This window comes from Streptomyces griseiscabiei (assembly GCF_020010925.1).
Lineage (GTDB): Bacteria > Actinomycetota > Actinomycetes > Streptomycetales > Streptomycetaceae > Streptomyces > Streptomyces griseiscabiei.
In genome coordinates this window covers 243,955-261,063 of sequence record NZ_JAGJBZ010000002.1, presented here as the reverse complement: position 1 = coordinate 261,063, position 17,109 = coordinate 243,955, and the positions used below count along the sequence as shown (strand labels likewise).

The following is a 17,109-nucleotide window of genomic DNA, read 5'->3' as shown; positions in this document are numbered from 1 at the left end:
TGGCGCTGATCAGTTGCGGCTGCCGCCGAGGGAGTTCCCGCTCAGTCCGCCGCCGCCCATGCCGAACTGTCCGAGGACCCCGGACGTGCGCAGGTGCTGGGGCGGAAGCAGCTCGCTCGGCTGCACCAGGACATGCCCCTGGCCCCCGAAGTGCATCTCCCAGCCCTCACCGGTGGAGCCCCTGCGGCGCCACACCGCGGAGGTGGAGGTCGGTGCCTGCAGCTGCGTACGCAGCGAGGTGGACCAGGCGATGACGGCGTCGGAGTCGACGCAGACGTTCTTCTCGGGCGTCACTTCGAGGGCGAGCGGCGCACCCGAGGTCATCAGGACGACCTTGCCGCCACCGGACAGCTCCAGGTTGTACGCCCCGGCCGAGGCCACCTCGACGGCGCTGTCCACGGCGACGATGCCGACGTTCAGGGAGCCGTCGAAGGCGAGGACGGCGGAGGAGTCGACAGTGATGCCGCGGCCGACCTCCATGATGTGCAGGTACTGCGCGAAGTTGGCGAGATACACGATCCCGTTGCCCTTGCAGCGCATGAGTTCGAGCCGCTCACCGGTCATCCGCTCGGCGTTGCGCCAGCTGCGGTTGCGGTACTGGCTGTCGAAGTCGACCTGCCCCTCGAAGGCGACCATGGCGCCCTGGCGTGCCAGGACGGGGCTGCTGCCGATGGTGACGTCCGTCTTGAGCAGCTGGGGATTCTGAAGGGTGTAGCGCTCGGTGTGGTTCACCGGGATGTGCGCGAAGAGTGTGCTGTGCATGGTGCGGTGTTCTCCTCTCGGTCCCGGTCAGCCACGGATCTTGAAACGGTCACCGGTGTCCTCGCTGGGCTGGACGACCACGAAGCCCCGCCCCTTGAACCCGATCTGGAACGCCTCCCCGCTGCCCCGGCCGATGAGCGCGCCGGCCTTGATGGTGCGGCGGGCCTTCATGTCGAGGCCGTCGGTCCAGGCGATCAGCGCGTCCGGGTCGACGTACGTCTCCCGTTCGGCGCAGTCGAGGGAGATCGGCACGCCCCGGCTGACCAGGGCGACCCATCCGGTGCCCCGGATCACGAGGTTGGTGAGACCCGAGCCGGACAGCTTGGCGAGGCCCTTGACCGGCTCGATGGTGAGCTGGAGCGAGGCGTCGCAGGCCAGCAGGGTCGGGCCGTTGACGGACAGCGCCTCGTTGTTCAGGTGCAGGATGAGGACGTCACCGCCGTAGTCGGCGAGATACAGCTCCCCGTCGCCCCGGCAGAGCATCAGCTTGCCGCCCTCACCGGTGACCATCTCCTCGGCGCTGCGCCGCAGCGTGGCGGGCGGGCCGTCGAACTGCACATAGCCGTCGTACGCGATCATCGAACCGGCCTTGGCCAGCAGGTCCTGCCCGGTGACCATGGCGACCTTGAGCGTCTTGGAGCTGTGCACGCTCATCCGTACGCCGGTGGAGGCGGAGCGGTGCGCGTTGAGTGTCTGGAGGTCCATGCTCTGCCTCACACCTCGAAGGGCTGGACGACGACGAAGTTGCCGGGAGCACCGCGGAACTGGAGGTTGACGGCCTCCTGGGTCTGCCGGGCGTACCCGGAACGGCGCAGCCTGAGCGAGGTCGTGGTGACGGCCTGGGCGCCGGCGGACCAGGCGATGACGGCGTTGCCGTCGACGTAGGTGGCCGGGCCGACGGGGAGCACGACGGGGATGCCGCGGGTCTTGACGACAACCGCGCCCGTACCGGAGAAGAGCATGCTGAACAGGCCGCCGCCGGGCAGGCCGGCGCCCTCGATACGGCGGATCTCGGTGTCCAGTGCCTCGTCGAAGGCGAGCACCCCGCGCGCGCTGGTGTAGAGCTGCTCGTTCTCCAGGCGGATCACGAAGAGGTGGCTGCCCTCGTCCGCGAGGAACACCTCGCCGTCCCCGGAACAGCGCATCAGGGCCATGCCCTGGCCGGTGAGCTGGCCCGTCAACTTGCCGAGCAGACCCGACCCCTTGTGGGCGAAGTCGATGTCGCCCTGGTAGGCGACCATGCTGCCCTGCTTGGCGAGGATGTTGGCGCCCTTGGTGAGCGTCGTCCGCACCAGTTGGGGGTTCTGCTCGGTCCACCGGTCCCCGACGGGTGCCTCGGAGTACTTCGTCAGGACGACCCGCAGCCCCGCCTCCGGAGGCACGGGCGCGAGATGCGTGCCACCGCCGAAGGGCTGCGCCTGTCCGGGGAACATGCCGGGAGCGCCGGGAGGTGTGAACGGGCCGCCCTGCGGAGCACCCGGAGGTGTGAAGGGCCCGCCCTGGGGTGGAGCGCCGGGCGGCGTGAAAGGCCCGCCTTGCGGCGGAGCGCCGGGCGGTGTGAAGGGGCCGCCCTGTGGTGCGGGCGCGGCCGGAGGCGGAACGGTGCCGCCGGGCGGCGTGTGCAGGGGCGCGGCAATGGTCGGGGCGGCGTGCACGGAGGGCGAGGGCGCCGGGGGCGCGAACGGCTGCGCGGGCGCCGGGGCCGGCGCGGGTACCGGGGCGGCGGGAGCGGGCGGAGCCCCGAACGCGGGCGGAGCGAAGCCGGGCGCGGCATCCGCCTGAGGCTGCGGCGGCGCGGCGGCGGGCTCCTCCTCGGCGACCTCGCCGCCGAAGTTCTTCAGCAGGGCGTCGAGCCCGCCGTCGAATCCCTGTCCGACGGCCGCGAACCGCCACACGTCCTTCAGGTAGAAGTCGCCCAGCATCACGGCACGCTCGGTGGAGAACTCCGAGCCGTCGAACGGGTACCGGGCGACCTCCTCGCCACCCGCGACGATGCGCACGTAACCGGGGGCGATCTGCGACATCTGCCCGTTGCCGTCGATCGTCGCCGTGAAGGACAGCTTCTGGATCTGCGGCGGGATCTTGTCGAGCGTGACACGGAAGGACTCCGTGTCGCCCGACTGGGCACCCAGGAGCTGGATCGACTCCTCGGGGGTCTTCGGCTGGTTGAAGAAGACGAAGTAGCGGTCGTCGGAGAGCCGTTCGTCGGCGTCCAGGCCGAAGCAGCTGATGTCGAAGCTCAGCCCGGGGGCGGAGATCTGTACACCCACGTACAGATCCGTACCCGCGGTGAGGTCACTGATCTTGGCCTTGTGGCCGCGTTGGAATTCCCTGGCCATGCGTAACGACCGTCCCCCATCCCGAAAGTGCGTGCGCCTGCGTGTGCGTCGCGTCAGGCTAACCGCAAAGTCCGGGAACGTACGAGGCTGGTACAGAGCCGGTACAAAAGCGCGACTTCGGTCACCGCTCCCACAAACGCACACACGCGCGTGGGACGCCGGTCCGCGTCACTCGTCCCCTTCGCCGGACAGCTGGGGCAGCCGGTCGGCGGCAACCACCCCTTCGAGGTAGCCGCGCGCACGCTCGGTGCGCGGATAGGCCTCCAGCAGCTGCCAGAAGTGGGGCCCGTGACCGGGTACGAGCAGGTGTGCGAGTTCGTGGAGGAGGACGTAGTCGACGACGTACTCGGGCATGCCCTGCAGCCGGTGCGACAGGCGGATGCTGCCCTCGGCGGGGGTGCACGAGCCCCAGCGGGTGTTCTGGTTGGTGACCCAGCGGACCGAGGCGGGCCGGGCGCGACCGTCGAAGTATTGCTCGGAGAGCCGGGCGGCGCGCTCCGCGAGTTCGGTGTCGCCGAGCCGCCGTTTGCTTTCCTGCGCGGCCAGCTTGTCGAGCATGACCGTCACCCAGCGCTGCTCCTCCGCCTCGGACATCCGAGCGGGGATGAGCACGACGGTGCGATCGCCCTCGCGGTACGCGGAGACCGTTCTGCGCCGTCGTGCGCTTCTGCGGACCTCGATCGCGCTCGCCCGCGAGCCGCTCGGCGGCGGGCTCGTCGTGCTGCGCTGTGGCTGTCCGGCGCGGTGCAGTGGGTCGGCGGGCACGCCCCGACGTTACCCGCTGCACACGGGGGAAGTCCCGCCTCCGGGACGGTTCGATATCGATCCGCACTCCGAGCGCCTGATTTGTACGACGAATGCTGTCGCCTGTGGACAACTGTCGACAGGCTTCGTCGCGGTCCGTGCATGCTGGCACTCGTCGGCGGACCAGTCACTCGGACCGTCGGCACACGGGGACTCATCTCTGGCTACGGGGGCCGATCATGCATCCGATGGTGAAGCCCGCGCTCCGGCGCGGCTGGCGGGATCTCAACACCGTGCAGTTCGGTCTGGCGCCGGCGCACGCCATGGTGCTGGGCCCGATGGACACGGCGACGGGCAGTTTTCTCGCCCTGCTCGACGGCACCCGCGGGCTGCCGCTCCTGCGCGACGAGGGACGCCGGATGGGCCTGCCGGACGGACATGTGGACGGTCTGGTGGATCGACTGTCCGAGTCCGGTCTGCTGGACGACGCGACGGGCGGCGGCCCTGCCGCGGACGGCCTCCGCGCCAAACCGGAGGTGCTCGACCGGTTGCGCCCGGACGCCGCCACCCTGTCCCTGAGCGCGCCCGAGCCCGGCGAGGCCATGAAGCGTCTGGCGACCCGCCGGTCACTGAGAGTGCAGGTTCGGGGTGCCGGTCGGGTGGGAGCGGTGGTCGCCTCGTTGCTGTCGGCGGCCGGTGTCGGCGAGATCGACGTGCGCGATGTCGGCCGGGTCGAACCTTGGGACGTGACACCGGGCGGTCTGCCGGCGGAGTCGATCGGCGAGCGCAGGGACACGGCGGCCCGCCGGGCCGCCCGCCACGCGGCCCCGGACCGCCCGCCGCGCCGCCGCCGCGGGTCTCAGCGGTCCGTGGACCCGGTCGGCGAGGTGCCCACCGACCGACTCCGTGAGGAGCCCGGTTTCTCCCTGGTGATCCTCGCCCCACGCGACGGTGTCGAGGTCCACGCACCCAGGCCCGTGGCCGCCGAACCACTCATCGCCTCCGGCACACCCCACCTGTACGCCGGCGTGGTGGAGGGCACAGGAGTGGTCGGTCCTCTGGTGCTGCCCGGTGAGACGGGCTGCGCGGGCTGTCTCGAACAGAGCCGTGCCGACCGCGACGAGACCTGGCCGCGGCTGGTCGCGCAGTGGCGGTCCGGCCGCCCGCACCCGTTCGAGGCCTGCGATCTGACGCTGGCCACGACCGTCGCGGGGCTGGCCGCCGGGCATGCGCTCGCGTTCCTCGACGGGCGGACGCCGTCCAGTGCGGGCGCCCGCTGGGAGGTCTCGGTACCGGGGTTCGACTGGCACCCGCGACCCGTGTGGCCCCACCCGGGATGTTCCTGCGCAGCCGCTGAAAGCGACGCGGCCGGGAAACGTAACGGGGAACACATCGCAAAGGACGGGGAGGCGCGCGCGACAATGGCGGGGCATCAGCGGTCAACGAGGTTGTCCCGCAAGGCACACGCGGCACGGCCTGCTGGGACTTGGAGGGCGCATGTCTGATCTTCCCCGGAAGGCGGTCACCCGGACCGCCAAGCTCGCCGCGCTTCCGCTCGGCATCGCAGGCCGGGCCACCTGGGGACTCGGCAAGCGAATCGTCGGCGAGTCGGCGGAGCTCGTGGGCCGCGAACTCCAGCAGCGCACGGCGGAGCAGCTGTTCAAGGTCCTGGGCGAGCTGAAGGGCGGCGCGATGAAGTTCGGGCAGGCCCTGTCCGTCTTCGAGTCGGCGCTTCCCGAGGATGTAGCGGGCCCCTATCGCGCGGCCCTGACGAAGCTCCAGGACGCGGCGCCCCCGATGCCGACCCGCACGGTGCACGCCGTCCTGGAGGAGCGCATCGGAGAGGACTGGCAGGAACTGTTCCTGGAGTTCGAGGAGAAACCGGCCGCCGCGGCGTCGATCGGGCAGGTGCACCGCGCGGTGTGGCACGACGGCCGTGCGGTCGCCGTGAAGGTGCAGTACCCGGGCGCGGGCGAGGCCCTTCTCTCCGACCTCGGTCAGCTCAGCCGGTTCGCCCGGCTGCTGGGCCCGCTGATCCCCGGCATGGACATCAAGCCGCTCATCACGGAGCTGCGGGACCGGGTCTCCGAGGAGCTCGACTACGGTCTGGAGGCCCAGGCCCAGCAGGCGCACGCGGAGGAGTTCGCGGGCGACCCCGATGTCGTGGTCCCGGCCGTTGTGCACCAGTGCGATCAAGTGCTGGTGACCGAGTGGATGGAGGGCACCCCTCTCTCCGAGGTGATCACCGACGGCTCCCAGGAGCAGCGTGACCGCGCGGGCCAACTGCTGACCCGCTTCCTCTTCTCGGGCCCGGCCCGCACCGGTCTTCTGCACGCCGACCCGCATCCGGGCAACTTCCGCCTCCTGCCGGACGAGAAGCGCGGCTGGCGTCTCGGCGTCCTCGACTTCGGCACGGTGGACCGGCTGCCGGGCGGCCTGCCGACCCCGATCGGTGACGCCCTGCGGCTGACGATCGAGGGCGAGGCCGAGGCCGTCTACGAGATGCTCCGCACGGAAGGCTTCGTGAGGGAGTCGATAGACCTCGATCCGGACGCCGTGCTCGACTATCTGCGTCCCATCATCGAACCGGTGCGCGCGGACGAGTTCACCTTCGCCCGCGGCTGGATGCGCAGTCAGGCCGCCCGGATCGCCGACCCCCGCTCCCCCGCCCACCAGTTGGGCAAGCAGCTGAACCTGCCTCCGTCCTATCTCCTCATCCACCGGGTGACGCTGAGCACCATCGGCGTGCTGTGCCAACTCGGCGCGACGGTCCGTATGCGCGAGGAGTTGGAGGAGTGGCTGCCGGGCTTCGTGTGGGAAGAGGAGGAGGGCGAGTCGGCCGCCGAAGCGTGACCGGTTCGGGCGGGGGCGGCTTCACCACCAGGCGGAGTCCAGCCTGCCCTCGATCGCTCGCAGGTTCTCCCTGGCGCAGGCGGCGCAGAAGTAGCACCGTGCGCCGTTCTCGACCGAGCAGATCCACAGGGGTTGCGGAGCGTCGGCGGTGGTGCCGCAGCGGGCACACATGAGGGTCTGGGGTTCCGCGGCGGAGGCGCCGCTGTCGCTGTCCCCGGAAAGACTCGTCACGCGGCGACGATAGCGCCGCCCCCGGCGGTTTCGGTGGTCACCACGCACCGCGGGGGCCGGTCCCTTCGGACCGGCCCCCGCGGGGAGCCACTACTGACGGTGGTGCTGTGCCTGTCCAGGCTGGTTCACGCCGGTTGCCGCGGAACGGCTACTGCATGACCGCCATGGCGAGCGCACGGCGGGCGCGCATCGAGGCGCGCTCGGCCCGGCGCTGCATCCGGCGGGCGACCGCCAGGCGCATGGCCCGGCGTTCCTGCTCCGCCTGGTGCAGGCGCTCGTGCATATGCGCACGAGCCAGGGCTTCTGGCATGAGATGCATCTCTCGGGTCCTGTTCTGACGCGACGCGTTCGCGCCGGTGGTGGTGAAGTCTGGAGTCGCGGAGCCGAGGGGCTCACTCGTGGACGGCTTCATCGGGGCCTGCTTCTTGGGATCGTGCGTGAGGGGGCGGTCGATCGTTCCGGTGATGTTCATGCCGTGACCGGGTTCTTGCGCGGGCGGCCACGGGGCCGCTTGCGGGCCACGACGACACCCTGGACGAAGAGCTCGCCACCCCAGACGCCCCAGGGCTCACGCCGCTCCTTGGCGCCGGCGAGGCAGGCCTCCATCAGCGGGCAGGTGCGGCAGAGGGACTTGGCGTACTCGACATCGGCCGGCGACTCGGCGAAGAAGACCTCCGGGTCGTAGGAGCGGCAGGGGACGGGTACGCCGAGGTTCTCGATGGCGTCGTCGAGCGCGGTGAGCGCGGTGAGCGGGGTGAGCGGGGTCAAGGTGGAGTCCTCCGTGAGGCCGGGCGGGGAGATCGTTTCGGAAGGCGGTACGGACGGGGCGTGCGCTTCGAGTTGCACGGTTCGTCTTCCTCGTCTGGTCGTTCCGGCCTGTTGGCCGGTGGCGGCTGGTACCGGGTTCTTTTCTTGTCCCGAGGCCCCTTCGCTCTGCAGTCCCCGGTCAGGGACAAACAGAAGGGCCGCGGATCCCGGATGGGGTTCCGCGGCCCTGAAGGCGCCGGCCTGATCGTCGATCAGGCTGGATCACTCCAGGGTTCAGGCCCACGGAAGGCCCACATCAGGTGGTGCTGCGTCGTCTGCTTCCGGAATCCGGCACCGGCCGCCGCGACGGCATAGGCCTGGGCCTGTGCCGTTACTGCTGCTTCCAGTGCCTTGGTCGGTCGCTCATTGCGCTCACGGACGGGGAGACCCGCCAGAGACACGGAGGTCGCCGGACGGCCGCCACTGATGGCGGACAGACCGGTGCCCAGGTTCGAGACGCCGAGCATGCACAGGGAGACGGCCGAGCGATCGGTCATTTTGACCGTGCTGGTGAAGCTGGTGTCGATGCTGATCACTGGACTCGCCTCCTCTCGGCGTCTATGGGGACCGGCGCGAACCAATCCGACGGATATGAAGTAAATCACGAAACCGGGGCCTTCGAGAAGGCCGCCTGCTCTCGTGCCTAAGAACCTATGGGGATTGCTGGGGCATGCGCAAACTATTTTTTCGACGAGTTCGTATCAGTCGTTCTCGTCCTCGTACCCAGGCTCCCGACCTGCGCAGATGTCGAGAACATCGGCACCGTAGCGCTGCAGCTTGCGGGAGCGGACACCGGCGATGCGACCGAGCTCAACCGGAGTGCTCGGTCCCGCTTCCGCGATCGCCATCAGCGTCCGGTCGGTGAAGACGCAGAAGTCGGGTTGGCCGCTGCGTCGCGCCTGGACCGCTCGCCACTCGCGCAGTCGCTCGTAGAGACCCTCGTCCATGTCGGAGGGGCAGTCCTCGCAGCGCATCAGCTTCATGTCACCGGCGTCCCGCAGGGTGCGCCCGCAGACTCGACAGCGGGCCGGTGTCCGGCCGGTGCGGCGAGGAGCCGTCTCTCCGCCGGCTCCCGCGAGGTCACCCGTCCGGCTGCCCGCCGTACCCCGTTCGACGCCCCCGGAGCCTGCTGTGCCGGTCCTGCCCGTCGTGGCGGTGGATCCGGGGCGCAGGCCGTTGAGGAAGCGGCTGGGGCGGCGGTTGGGGCGGCTGCCGGGCGTTCGGGACATGGCCCAGGAGACGGAGAGCTGCTCACGCGCGCGGGTGACGCCCACGTAGAGAAGTCGTCTCTCCTCCTCGATCTGTTCGTCCGTTCGCGCGTAGGTGATCGGCATCATGCCCTCGGCCACTCCGACCAGGAAGACGACGTCCCATTCCAGACCCTTCGCGGAGTGCAGTGAGGCGAGGGTGACGCCCTGGACGGTCGGGGCGTGCTGGGCGCCCGCCCGTTCGTCGAGTTCCGCCACCAGGTCGGCGAGGGTGGCGTCCGGCTTGGCCGCGGCGAAGTCCTGGGCCAGGTTCACCAGGGCCGCCAGTGACTCCCAGCGCTCCCTGACCGCGCCGGAGCCCGCCGGCGGTTCGCCGGTCCACCCCTCGCCGGACAGCACGGCCCGTACCTGTGAGGGCAGGTCGACGGTGTCTTCGAGGAGGGTGTCGTTGCCGCCGAAGCGGGCGGCGGCTCTCATCGCGGTGCCCGCCTTGCGCACCTCGGGGCGGTCGAAGAACCGCTCCGCACCGCGCAGCTGGTAGGGCACTCCGACGTCCGCGAGGGCCTGCTCGTAGGTCTCGGACTGGGAGTTCGTCCGGAACAGGACGGCGATCTCGCTCGCCGGGACGCCGGAGGCGATGAGGTCACGGATGCGGCGGGCGGCGCCCTCGGCCTCGGCCGGCTCGTCCGTGTACTCGGTGTAGCGGGGCTCGGGGCCCGCCGGGCGCTGCGAGATCAGTTCGAGTCGGTGGTCGGCGGCGCGACCGCGGGCCTGGGAGAGCAGGCCGTTGGCGAGATGGACGACCTGCGGGGTGGAGCGGTAGTCACGGACGAGCTTGACGACGGTGGCCCCGGGATGGCGGTGACGGAAGTCGAGCAGATGGTCGGGAGTTGCGCCGGTGAACGAATAGATCGTCTGGCTGGCGTCACCGACGACGCAGAGGTCGTCCCGGTCACCGAGCCACAGTTCCAGAAGACGCTGCTGGAGGGGGCTGACGTCCTGGTACTCGTCGACCACGAAGTGCTGGTACTGGGAGCGGACCTGTTCGGCGATGTCGTGGCGGTCCTGGAGGATGCCGACCGTGAGCAGGAGGACGTCCTCGAAGTCGATGACGGCCCGCTCGCGCTTGAGGTCCTCGTAGGTGGCGTAGATCTGGGCGATCTCGGCCGGGTCGCGGGGAGCCTCGCGGCCGTGCTTGGCAGTGGCGGCGGCGTAGTCGGCGGGGACGGTCCGGGTGACCTTGGACCATTCGATCTCGGCGGCGGTGTCGCGGAGTTCGTTGCGATCGAGACGGACGCGGCAGGCCGCGGCCGCGTCCGCGACGAGCTGGATCTTGCGGTCGACGATACGGGGCATGCCGCCGCCGACGGCCTTCGGCCAGAAGTACTGGAGCTGGCGCAGCGCGGCCGAGTGGAACGTCCGGGCCTGGACTCCGCCGGCGCCGAGCTGGCGGAGCCGGCCGCGCATCTCCCCGGCGGCGCGGTTGGTGAAGGTGACGGCCAGCACACTGGCGGGCTGGAGCATCCCGGCACGCACGCCGTAGGCGATCCGGTGGGTGATCGCCCGGGTCTTGCCCGTGCCGGCTCCCGCCAGCACGCACACCGGGCCGTGCAGGGCGGTCGCCACCGCGCGCTGCTCGGGGTCGAGCCCTTCGAGCACCGCGTCGGCCGAGTCGGGGACCCGCGGGAAGAGGGTGGAGTGCGTTGCTGCTGTCACATGGCCATGCTGCCAGGTCGCCGGAGACGGCTGAGCAAGTTGTCCACAGGCAGGCACTCGCAGTCGTACTAATGCGGCAGGCGCTTGTGTGTTCCGGGGCGCGGGCGCCGGGTCGCGGTGGTGGACGCCACCCGGCGCAAGGGAATGGCGGGCGTGTCGCGTACGTTCCACCCACTGCGACCAAGCACCCCTCAGACCGTGAAGGAGCGCCAGGGACATGCCGGGCACTGTGACGATGTACAGCACCACGTGGTGCGGCTACTGCCGTCGGCTGAAGAGCCAGATGGACCGTGAGGGCATCACGTACAACGAGATCAACATCGAGCACGACCCGGAGTCCGCCGCGTTCGTGGAGAAGGCGAACGGCGGGAACCAGACGGTCCCCACCGTCCTCTTCCCGGACGGTTCGACGCTCACGAACCCCTCGCTGGCGCAGGTCAAGCAGAAGATCGGCGCGTAACCGCGGCGGGTCCCTAACCGATGTGGCTTCGCGTCGGCAGGGGCTTGCCGTACCAGAGTTCGATCAGTCGGGCCGCGATCGAGATGCCGTAGGGAGGCAGTACCTCCCCGGCCTCGAACGCGGCCCGCAGCTCTTCCCGGGAGAACCAGCGGGCCTCGTGGATCTCGTCGCCGTCGACGTCCACGGTGGTCGAGGTGGCGCGGGCCAGGAAGCCCAGCATGAGGCTGGACGGGAAGGGCCAGGGCTGGCTGGCGACGTACTCGACCTGGCCGACGGTGATGCCGACCTCCTCGTGCACCTCACGCCGCACGGACTGCTCGATGGACTCGCCCGGCTCCACGAAGCCCGCCAGGGTGGAGAAGCGGCCCTCGGGCCAGTGCACCTGGCGGCCGAGCAGGATGCGGTCCTCCTCGTCGGTGACCGCCATGATCACCGCCGGGTCGGTGCGCGGGTAGTGCTCGGCACCGCAGGCCTGGCAGCGGCGGATGTGTCCGGCCGCCGCGATGACCGTGCGCTCGCCGCAGCGGGAGCAGAAGCGGTGGGTGCGCTGCCAGTTCTCCAGTCCGACCGCGTGCACCATGAGGCCCGTGTCGCGCGGTGACAGCAGCATGCCCGCCTCGCGCAGTCCGGCCGGGCGCGCGGACTGGTCCATGCGGCCGGGGAGCGCGTCCTTCTGGAGTGCGAAATAGCTCACACCGTCGGCGTCGGTGCCCAGGAAGTAGCGGTGCGCCTCGGTGAGCGGGGCCTCGAAGGAAGGCGTCATGACGAGTTCGGTGGTGCCGTCCGGGGTCTCGTCGATGAGGACCTGACCGCCGGAGACCACGAAGCAGCGGGTGGTGGGGTGGCTCCACGCCGCGGCGAGCCAGGCCTCGTCGAGCCGGTGGTGGGCGGCCCGGTCGATGCCGCTGGGGGCGGTGAGCGCGATGGGTCGGTCGGCGGTGTGGTCGGTCCAGGTGGTCACGGGTGCTTCCAACTCCCCCGGTGAAACGGTTGATTGGGGCGGGCGGTTCGGCGGGGTGTGCGGCGGGCGGGTGCGCCGGGGTGTGCGGGGCCTTCTTCAGTGTGCCTCGCCGGAGCCCGAGGCCAGTTCGCCCCAGAGGTACGCACTGGTCTCGACGCCTTTGAGGAGCAGATCGAGTTCGACCTTCTCGTTGGGCGCGTGCCAGCCGTCGGAGGGGACGGAGATGCCCAGGAAGAGCACGGGCGCGTCCAGGACCTCCTGGAGGTCGGCGGCGGGCCCGGAGCCGCCCTCGCGCGTGTAGCGGACCGGCTGCTGGAACGCGCGGCCCATGGCTCGTACCAGCGATCGCAGGGCAGGGTGGTCCAGCGGTGTGAGGCAGGGGCGGGTGGACCCGCTGAACGTGATCTCGTGGCGGATCCCGGTGGGGATCCGCTCGACGGCCCAGGCGGTGACCGCCTTCCGGATGTGGTCGGGGTCCTGACCGGCGACCAGGCGGAAGGACAGTTTCACCATGGCCGAGGACGGGATGATCGTCTTGCTGCCCATGCCCTGGTAGCCGCCGCCGATGCCGTTGACCTCGGCGGTGGGGCGGGCCCAAACGCGTTCCAGGGTGGTGTGTCCGGCCTCTCCGTGCGCCGCCGTCGACCTGGCCGTGCGCAGCCATCGCTGTTCGTCGAAGGGAAGTTCGGCGAGGAGTTCTCGCTCGCGGTCGGTGAGTTCGGTGATGCCGTCGTAGAAACCGGGGACGGCCACGCGCGCGTGCTCGTCGTGCAGGGCGGCGACGAGGCGGGCGATCTCGGTGGCCGGGTTCGGCACGGCACCGCCGAAGGAGCCGGAGTGGATGTCCTGGTCGGGTCCGTACAGTCGGATCTCGCACTCGGCGAGGCCGCGCATGCCGGTGCACACGGTGGGGGTGTCCTCGGCCCACATACCGGTGTCGGAGACGACGACCACGTCGGCGGCGAGCCGTTCGGCGTGTTCCTCTACGAGCGCTCGGAAGTGCGGGGAGCCCGACTCCTCCTCGCCCTCGATCAGCATCTTCAGATGGACGGCGGGGGCGGTGCGGCCGGTCGCGGCGAGGTGGGCGCGGACGCCGAGTGTGTGGAAGAACACCTGGCCCTTGTCGTCGGCCGCCCCGCGCGCGTGGAGACGGTTCCCGCGGATCACCGGCTCGAACGGCTCGGTGTCCCAGCCGTCCGCGAGGGCGGCGGGCTGCACGTCGTGGTGCCCGTAGACCAGAACGGTGGGGGCGTCGGCGTCCGCGGAGGGCCACTGCGCGAAGACGGCGGGAGCGCCCGGTGTCTCCCAGACCTCGGCCGTGGGGAAGCCCGTCTCCTTGAGCTTGGCGGCCAGCCAGTCGGCGCTGCGCCGTACGTCCGCCGCGTGCTCGGGCTGGGCCGAGACCGACGGGATACGCAGCCACTCCACGAGGTCGTCGAGGAACGCGGCACGGTGGTTCGCTATGTACGTACGGACGACGCTGACGTCGCTGTCAACGGGCTGGCTCATGCTCACGAGCCTATAGGCCCGCACCGACATGCTCGTCCGGCGGTTCGTCCGTGAACACCCCCTGCCCGTCCGCCGACGGCTACGGCCCCTCTCCGGTCGCGTCCGATCCCGCGTCGCCGCCGGGCTCCTCCAGGAGCAGCCGCTCCAGTGCGTCGCGGTCGGGGAGGTTCGTGGGCCGCACGACGTCCCCCGTACGGACGTACAGGAAAGCCACGCCGACGGACTCCAGGGGCACACCCTGCTGCTCGGCCCAGGCGAGCCGGTAGATGGCGAGCTGGAGCGGGTCGGCGGTGCGGGTGCGGCTGGTCTTCCAGTCGACGATCTCGTACCTCGTCGCCCCGTCGCCGTCGCGCTCCCGGTAGACGGCGTCGATACGGCCGCGCACGACGCGTCCGGCGATGCCGAGCTGGAAGGGTGCCTCGACACGGTGGGGTGTGCGGTGCGCGTACGGGGTGCGGTCGAAGGCCTCCTTGAGCTCCTCCAGGTCCAGCTCGTCGGCGATCTCGGCCTCGCTGCCGGGCAGGTCGTCGGGCTCCAGCATGGGCAGCCGCAGTTCCTCGAAGCGGGCCTCGACCCAGGCGTGGAAGCGGGTGCCACGACGTGCCGCGGGCTGCGGCGGCCTGGGCATCGGGCGCGCGAGTTCCTGCGCGAAGCCGTCCGGATCGGCGGCCAGCCGCATCAGCTGGGAGGCGGTCAGCGAGGCCGGCAGGGGTACGTCGGTGACCTGGGCGCGGGCTCGTACGAGTTCTCCGGTGAGGGCGTCCAGGTCGCGGTCCCACGAGGCGACCGTGCGCGCTTCCTCGGGGCTGAGGCCGGACGCGGCGGGGTGCCTGCGGGCGTGCGGCACGGCCGGTGCGTGCTTGTGCGGCCCGGGCTCCACGCGCGCGTGGGCGGCCTGTGCGGGACGGTCCGCCGACCAGGAGTCCCAGTCGCCGGTGTCTTCCTCGAAGGGGAGGTCGTCCGTGAGGTCCGTGTCGTCGGCATCCGGAGGGGTGTCCTCGTAGGGCACCGCCCGGTCCAGGTGGGCCAGTACGGTCGCGGCGGCGGCGCGGCGACGCGTCAGGGCCGTGCCGTCGAGCGGCAGGGGCCAGGCGTGTTCGGCGGCCGCCTCCTGGAGGGCGGGGTTCTCGGCGTCCTCCTCGGGTTCGTCGGCCCAGACCTCGATCTCGCCGTGTCCGGCGGCACAGTGGTCGTGGAGAGCCATGAGGAAGTCGGACGGGCCGCGCGGGCGTTTCTGGGACGGGCCCCACCAGTGGCCGGAGCCGAGGAGCAGGGAGCGGGGGCGGGTGAAGGTGACGTAGCCGAGGCGGAGTTCCTCGGTGTGCTGGTGGTCCTTCATGGCCTCCTGGAAGGCCTTCAGGCCGCGGGAGTCCCAGGCCTCGACGTCGGGAAGGGTGTCGGCGTCGCCGCGCAGCCCGTGCGGCAGGACCTTGCCCTGGGCGGTCCACTTCTCGCGCCCCTGGGTGCTGGGGAAGGTCCCGGTGACCAGGCCCGGGACGGCGACGACGTCCCACTCCAGGCCCTTGGACTTGTGGGCGGTGAGCACCTTGACGGTGTTCTCGCCGCCCGGCAGGGCGTTGTCGAGGCCCTTCTCGTACTGGGCGGCCGTACGCAGAAAGCCGAGGAAGGCGAGGAGGGTGGCCTCGCCGGCGCTGTTGGCGGCGAAGGAGGCGGCGACGTCCAGGAAGTTGGAGAGGGTCTCGCGGCGGCGGGCGGCGAGCGCGTGCGGGGACGCGGACAGTTCCACCTCCAGGCCCGTGACGGTGAGCACCCGGTGGAGGACGTCCATGAGCGGGTCGGCGAGGGAGCGGCGCAGGTCGCGCAGTTCGGCGGCGAGGCGGGCGAATCGTACGCGCGCGTCCGGCGAGAACGGCAGTCCGTCGTCCTCCGCCTCCGCTTCGAGCGGCAGTTCCAGAAACGTGTCCAGCGCGTCCGCGAGCGAGATCACCTCGGAGGGGTCGACGCCCTCGACGGCCGCGGCGAGCCGTCGGTCCGGGTCCTCGTCGCCGTCCACGCGCGCGTGGGACACCAGCAGCCTGGCCCGGCGTCCCAGGAGGGCGAGGTCGCGCGGGCCGATCCGCCAGCGCGGGCCGGTGAGCAGGCGCACCAGGGAGGCGTTGGCGCCGGGGTCCTGGAGGACCTCGCAGACGGCGACGAGGTCGGCGACCTCGGGGAGGTGGAGCAGCCCGGAGAGACCCACGACCTCGACCGGGACGTCCCGGGCGACGAGCGCGCCCTGGATCTCGGCGAAGTCGCCGGCCGTACGGCACAGGACCGCGATCTCGCCGGGTTCCTTGCCGGTGCGCACGAGGTGGGCGATCGAGTCGGCGATCCAGTCCAGTTCCTCGGCATGGGTGTGGAGCAGGGCGCAGCGGACCACTCCGTCGCGTTCGGCGCCCGGGGCGGGCCGCAGGGCCTCCACGCCCGCGTGCATGGCCCGCAGGGGCTCCGCGAGGCCGTTGGCGAGGTCGAGGAGGCGGCCGCCGCTGCGGCGGTTCTCACTGAGCGCCTGCCGGGTCGCGGGGCGGCCGTCGGGGTGGGCGAAGTGCTCGGGGAAGTCGTCGAGGTTGGCGACGGAGGCGCCGCGCCAGCCGTAGATGGCCTGGCAGGGGTCGCCGACGGCGGTCACGGGGTGGCCGGTGCCGCCGCCGAACAGGCCCGCCAGCAGGACGCGTTGGGCCACCGAGGTGTCCTGGTACTCGTCGAGCAGGACCACCCGGAACTCGTCCCGCAGGAAGCGCCCCACCTCGGGGAGCCCGGCGAGACCGGCGGACAGGGCGATCTGGTCGCCGAAGTCGAGGAGGTCCCGCTCGCGCTTGGCCGCGCGGTAGCGGCCCACCAGTGCGGTCAGTTCACGCCGGGCCGCGGCGGCCTCGGGGACCTTGCGGAGGTCCGCGTTGGTGAGCCTGGCACCCTCCAGTTCGCGCAGCAGTTCGGCGTCGTACGCGCGCAGGTCCTCGGGGCGTACGAGGTGCTCCGCGAGTTCGGAGTCGAGGGTCAGCAGGTCGCTGACCAGGTCCGGGAAGGAGCGGGTCAGCGCCGGGTACGGGCCCGGGGACTCCCTCAGCACCCGCGCGGCGAGCTGGTAACGGGTGGCGTCGGCGAGGAGGCGGGAGGTGGGTTCCAGGCCGATGCGCAGACCGTGGTCGGTGAGCAGGCGGCCCGCGAAGGCGTGGTACGTGGAGATGACCGGCTCGCCGGGCGGGTTGTCCGGGTCGATCACGTCGGGGTCGGTGATGCCCGCCCTGACCAGGGCCTTGCGTACACGCTCGGCGAGTTCGCCCGCCGCCTTGTTGGTGAAGGTCAGGCCGAGTATTTGTTCGGGGGCGACCTGGCCGGTGCCGACGAGCCACACCACGCGCGCGGCCATCACCGTGGTCTTGCCCGAACCGGCTCCCGCCACGATCACCTGCGGGGCGGGCGGCGCGATGATGCAGGCCGTCTGCTCCGGGGTGAACGGAATGCCGAGGAGCTCCTTGAGCTGCTCGGGGTCGCTGATACGGGCGGACATTCCAGAGA

The 17,109-nt window shown here is 71.2% G+C and carries 15 protein-coding genes; 3 read left to right on the top strand and 12 right to left on the bottom strand.

Annotation, left to right across the window (positions count from 1 at the left end; genetic code table 11):
* Window positions 1–9 precede the first annotated feature (9 nt).
* The 4 genes from J8M51_RS18715 to J8M51_RS18700 all read right to left on the bottom strand — a co-directional run bounded on the left by J8M51_RS18715 (window position 10) and on the right by J8M51_RS18700 (window position 3,866).
* Complete coding sequence (locus tag J8M51_RS18715) at window positions 10–762, bottom strand: AIM24 family protein (protein WP_086758482.1); 753 nt, start codon at window positions 760–762, stop codon at window positions 10–12.
* 27 nt (window positions 763–789) lie between these two features.
* Window positions 790–1,467, bottom strand: coding sequence for an AIM24 family protein (locus J8M51_RS18710; protein ID WP_086758485.1), 678 nt, complete (start codon window positions 1,465–1,467; stop codon window positions 790–792).
* An 8-nt stretch (window positions 1,468–1,475) separates the two neighbouring features.
* Window positions 1,476–3,101 carry a TerD family protein gene (locus tag J8M51_RS18705; RefSeq protein WP_086758487.1) on the bottom strand — a complete coding sequence of 542 codons (1,626 nt, stop codon included), beginning with the start codon at window positions 3,099–3,101 and terminating at the stop codon, window positions 1,476–1,478.
* Window positions 3,102–3,269: 168 nt separating this feature from the next.
* On the bottom strand, window positions 3,270–3,866 hold the full coding sequence (locus tag J8M51_RS18700; protein ID WP_086758489.1) for a M48 metallopeptidase family protein: 597 nt from the start codon (window positions 3,864–3,866) through the stop codon (window positions 3,270–3,272).
* Window positions 3,867–4,084: 218 nt separating this feature from the next.
* On the opposite strand from J8M51_RS18700, the gene J8M51_RS18695 reads away from it, so the two are divergent.
* Window positions 4,085–5,350, top strand: coding sequence for a TOMM precursor leader peptide-binding protein (locus J8M51_RS18695; protein ID WP_086758491.1), 1,266 nt, complete (start codon window positions 4,085–4,087; stop codon window positions 5,348–5,350).
* Complete coding sequence (locus tag J8M51_RS18690) at window positions 5,343–6,698, top strand: ABC1 kinase family protein (protein ID WP_086758492.1); 1,356 nt, start codon at window positions 5,343–5,345, stop codon at window positions 6,696–6,698. Before J8M51_RS18695 ends, J8M51_RS18690 begins: the two co-directional genes overlap by 8 nt.
* Before the next feature lie 21 nt (window positions 6,699–6,719).
* Here the strand turns inward: J8M51_RS18690 and J8M51_RS18685 are convergent, their stop codons facing one another.
* The 5 genes from J8M51_RS18685 to J8M51_RS18665 form a co-directional block, all read right to left on the bottom strand.
* Entirely contained in the window at window positions 6,720–6,929 is a 210-nt protein-coding gene (locus J8M51_RS18685; RefSeq protein ID WP_086758494.1) for a hypothetical protein, read from the bottom strand.
* A gap of 148 nt (window positions 6,930–7,077) precedes the next feature.
* A complete protein-coding gene (locus J8M51_RS18680) occupies window positions 7,078–7,401 on the bottom strand; it encodes a hypothetical protein (RefSeq protein ID WP_086758495.1) in 324 nt (107 codons plus the stop codon).
* A complete protein-coding gene (locus tag J8M51_RS18675; protein ID WP_086758497.1) occupies window positions 7,398–7,775 on the bottom strand; it encodes a WhiB family transcriptional regulator in 378 nt (125 codons plus the stop codon). The genes J8M51_RS18680 and J8M51_RS18675 overlap by 4 nt, the downstream gene beginning before the upstream one ends.
* Before the next feature lie 173 nt (window positions 7,776–7,948).
* Complete coding sequence (locus J8M51_RS18670) at window positions 7,949–8,272, bottom strand: hypothetical protein (RefSeq protein ID WP_086758498.1); 324 nt, start codon at window positions 8,270–8,272, stop codon at window positions 7,949–7,951.
* A 165-nt stretch (window positions 8,273–8,437) separates the two neighbouring features.
* Window positions 8,438–10,717 (bottom strand): ATP-dependent DNA helicase UvrD2, encoded by a 2,280-nt coding sequence (locus J8M51_RS18665; protein ID WP_086758500.1) that lies wholly within the window; start codon window positions 10,715–10,717, stop codon window positions 8,438–8,440.
* Between the two features lie 160 nt (window positions 10,718–10,877).
* Here J8M51_RS18665 and J8M51_RS18660 point away from each other — a divergent pair, with 160 nt between their 5' ends.
* Window positions 10,878–11,120 carry a mycoredoxin gene (locus J8M51_RS18660; protein ID WP_086758502.1) on the top strand — a complete coding sequence of 81 codons (243 nt, stop codon included), beginning with the start codon at window positions 10,878–10,880 and terminating at the stop codon, window positions 11,118–11,120.
* Between the two features lie 13 nt (window positions 11,121–11,133).
* On the opposite strand, the gene nudC is transcribed toward J8M51_RS18660, so the two are convergent.
* The 3 genes from nudC to J8M51_RS18645 all read right to left on the bottom strand — a co-directional run bounded on the left by nudC (window position 11,134) and on the right by J8M51_RS18645 (window position 17,101).
* Window positions 11,134–12,081, bottom strand: a complete 948-nt coding sequence (gene nudC / locus J8M51_RS18655) for an NAD(+) diphosphatase (RefSeq protein WP_086758504.1) — start codon at window positions 12,079–12,081, stop codon at window positions 11,134–11,136.
* Window positions 12,082–12,177: 96 nt separating this feature from the next.
* Window positions 12,178–13,590, bottom strand: coding sequence for a dipeptidase (locus J8M51_RS18650; RefSeq protein ID WP_086752243.1), 1,413 nt, complete (start codon window positions 13,588–13,590; stop codon window positions 12,178–12,180).
* Between the two features lie 79 nt (window positions 13,591–13,669).
* Entirely contained in the window at window positions 13,670–17,101 is a 3,432-nt protein-coding gene (locus J8M51_RS18645; protein WP_086752245.1) for an ATP-dependent DNA helicase, read from the bottom strand.
* Window positions 17,102–17,109: the final 8 nt, after the last annotated feature.

Coding starts and splice junctions, on each gene's coding strand:
- J8M51_RS18680 (WP_086758495.1), bottom strand. CDS start 7,401: ATGAACATCACCGGAACGATCGACCGCCCCCTCACGCACGATCCCAAG.
- J8M51_RS18705 (WP_086758487.1), bottom strand. CDS start 3,101: ATGGCCAGGGAATTCCAACGCGGCCACAAGGCCAAGATCAGTGACCTC.
- J8M51_RS18690 (WP_086758492.1), top strand. CDS start 5,343: ATGTCTGATCTTCCCCGGAAGGCGGTCACCCGGACCGCCAAGCTCGCC.
- J8M51_RS18695 (WP_086758491.1), top strand. CDS start 4,085: ATGCATCCGATGGTGAAGCCCGCGCTCCGGCGCGGCTGGCGGGATCTC.
- J8M51_RS18715 (WP_086758482.1), bottom strand. CDS start 762: ATGCACAGCACACTCTTCGCGCACATCCCGGTGAACCACACCGAGCGC.
- J8M51_RS18645 (WP_086752245.1), bottom strand. CDS start 17,101: ATGTCCGCCCGTATCAGCGACCCCGAGCAGCTCAAGGAGCTCCTCGGC.
- J8M51_RS18650 (WP_086752243.1), bottom strand. CDS start 13,590: ATGAGCCAGCCCGTTGACAGCGACGTCAGCGTCGTCCGTACGTACATA.
- J8M51_RS18660 (WP_086758502.1), top strand. CDS start 10,878: ATGCCGGGCACTGTGACGATGTACAGCACCACGTGGTGCGGCTACTGC.
- J8M51_RS18710 (WP_086758485.1), bottom strand. CDS start 1,467: ATGGACCTCCAGACACTCAACGCGCACCGCTCCGCCTCCACCGGCGTA.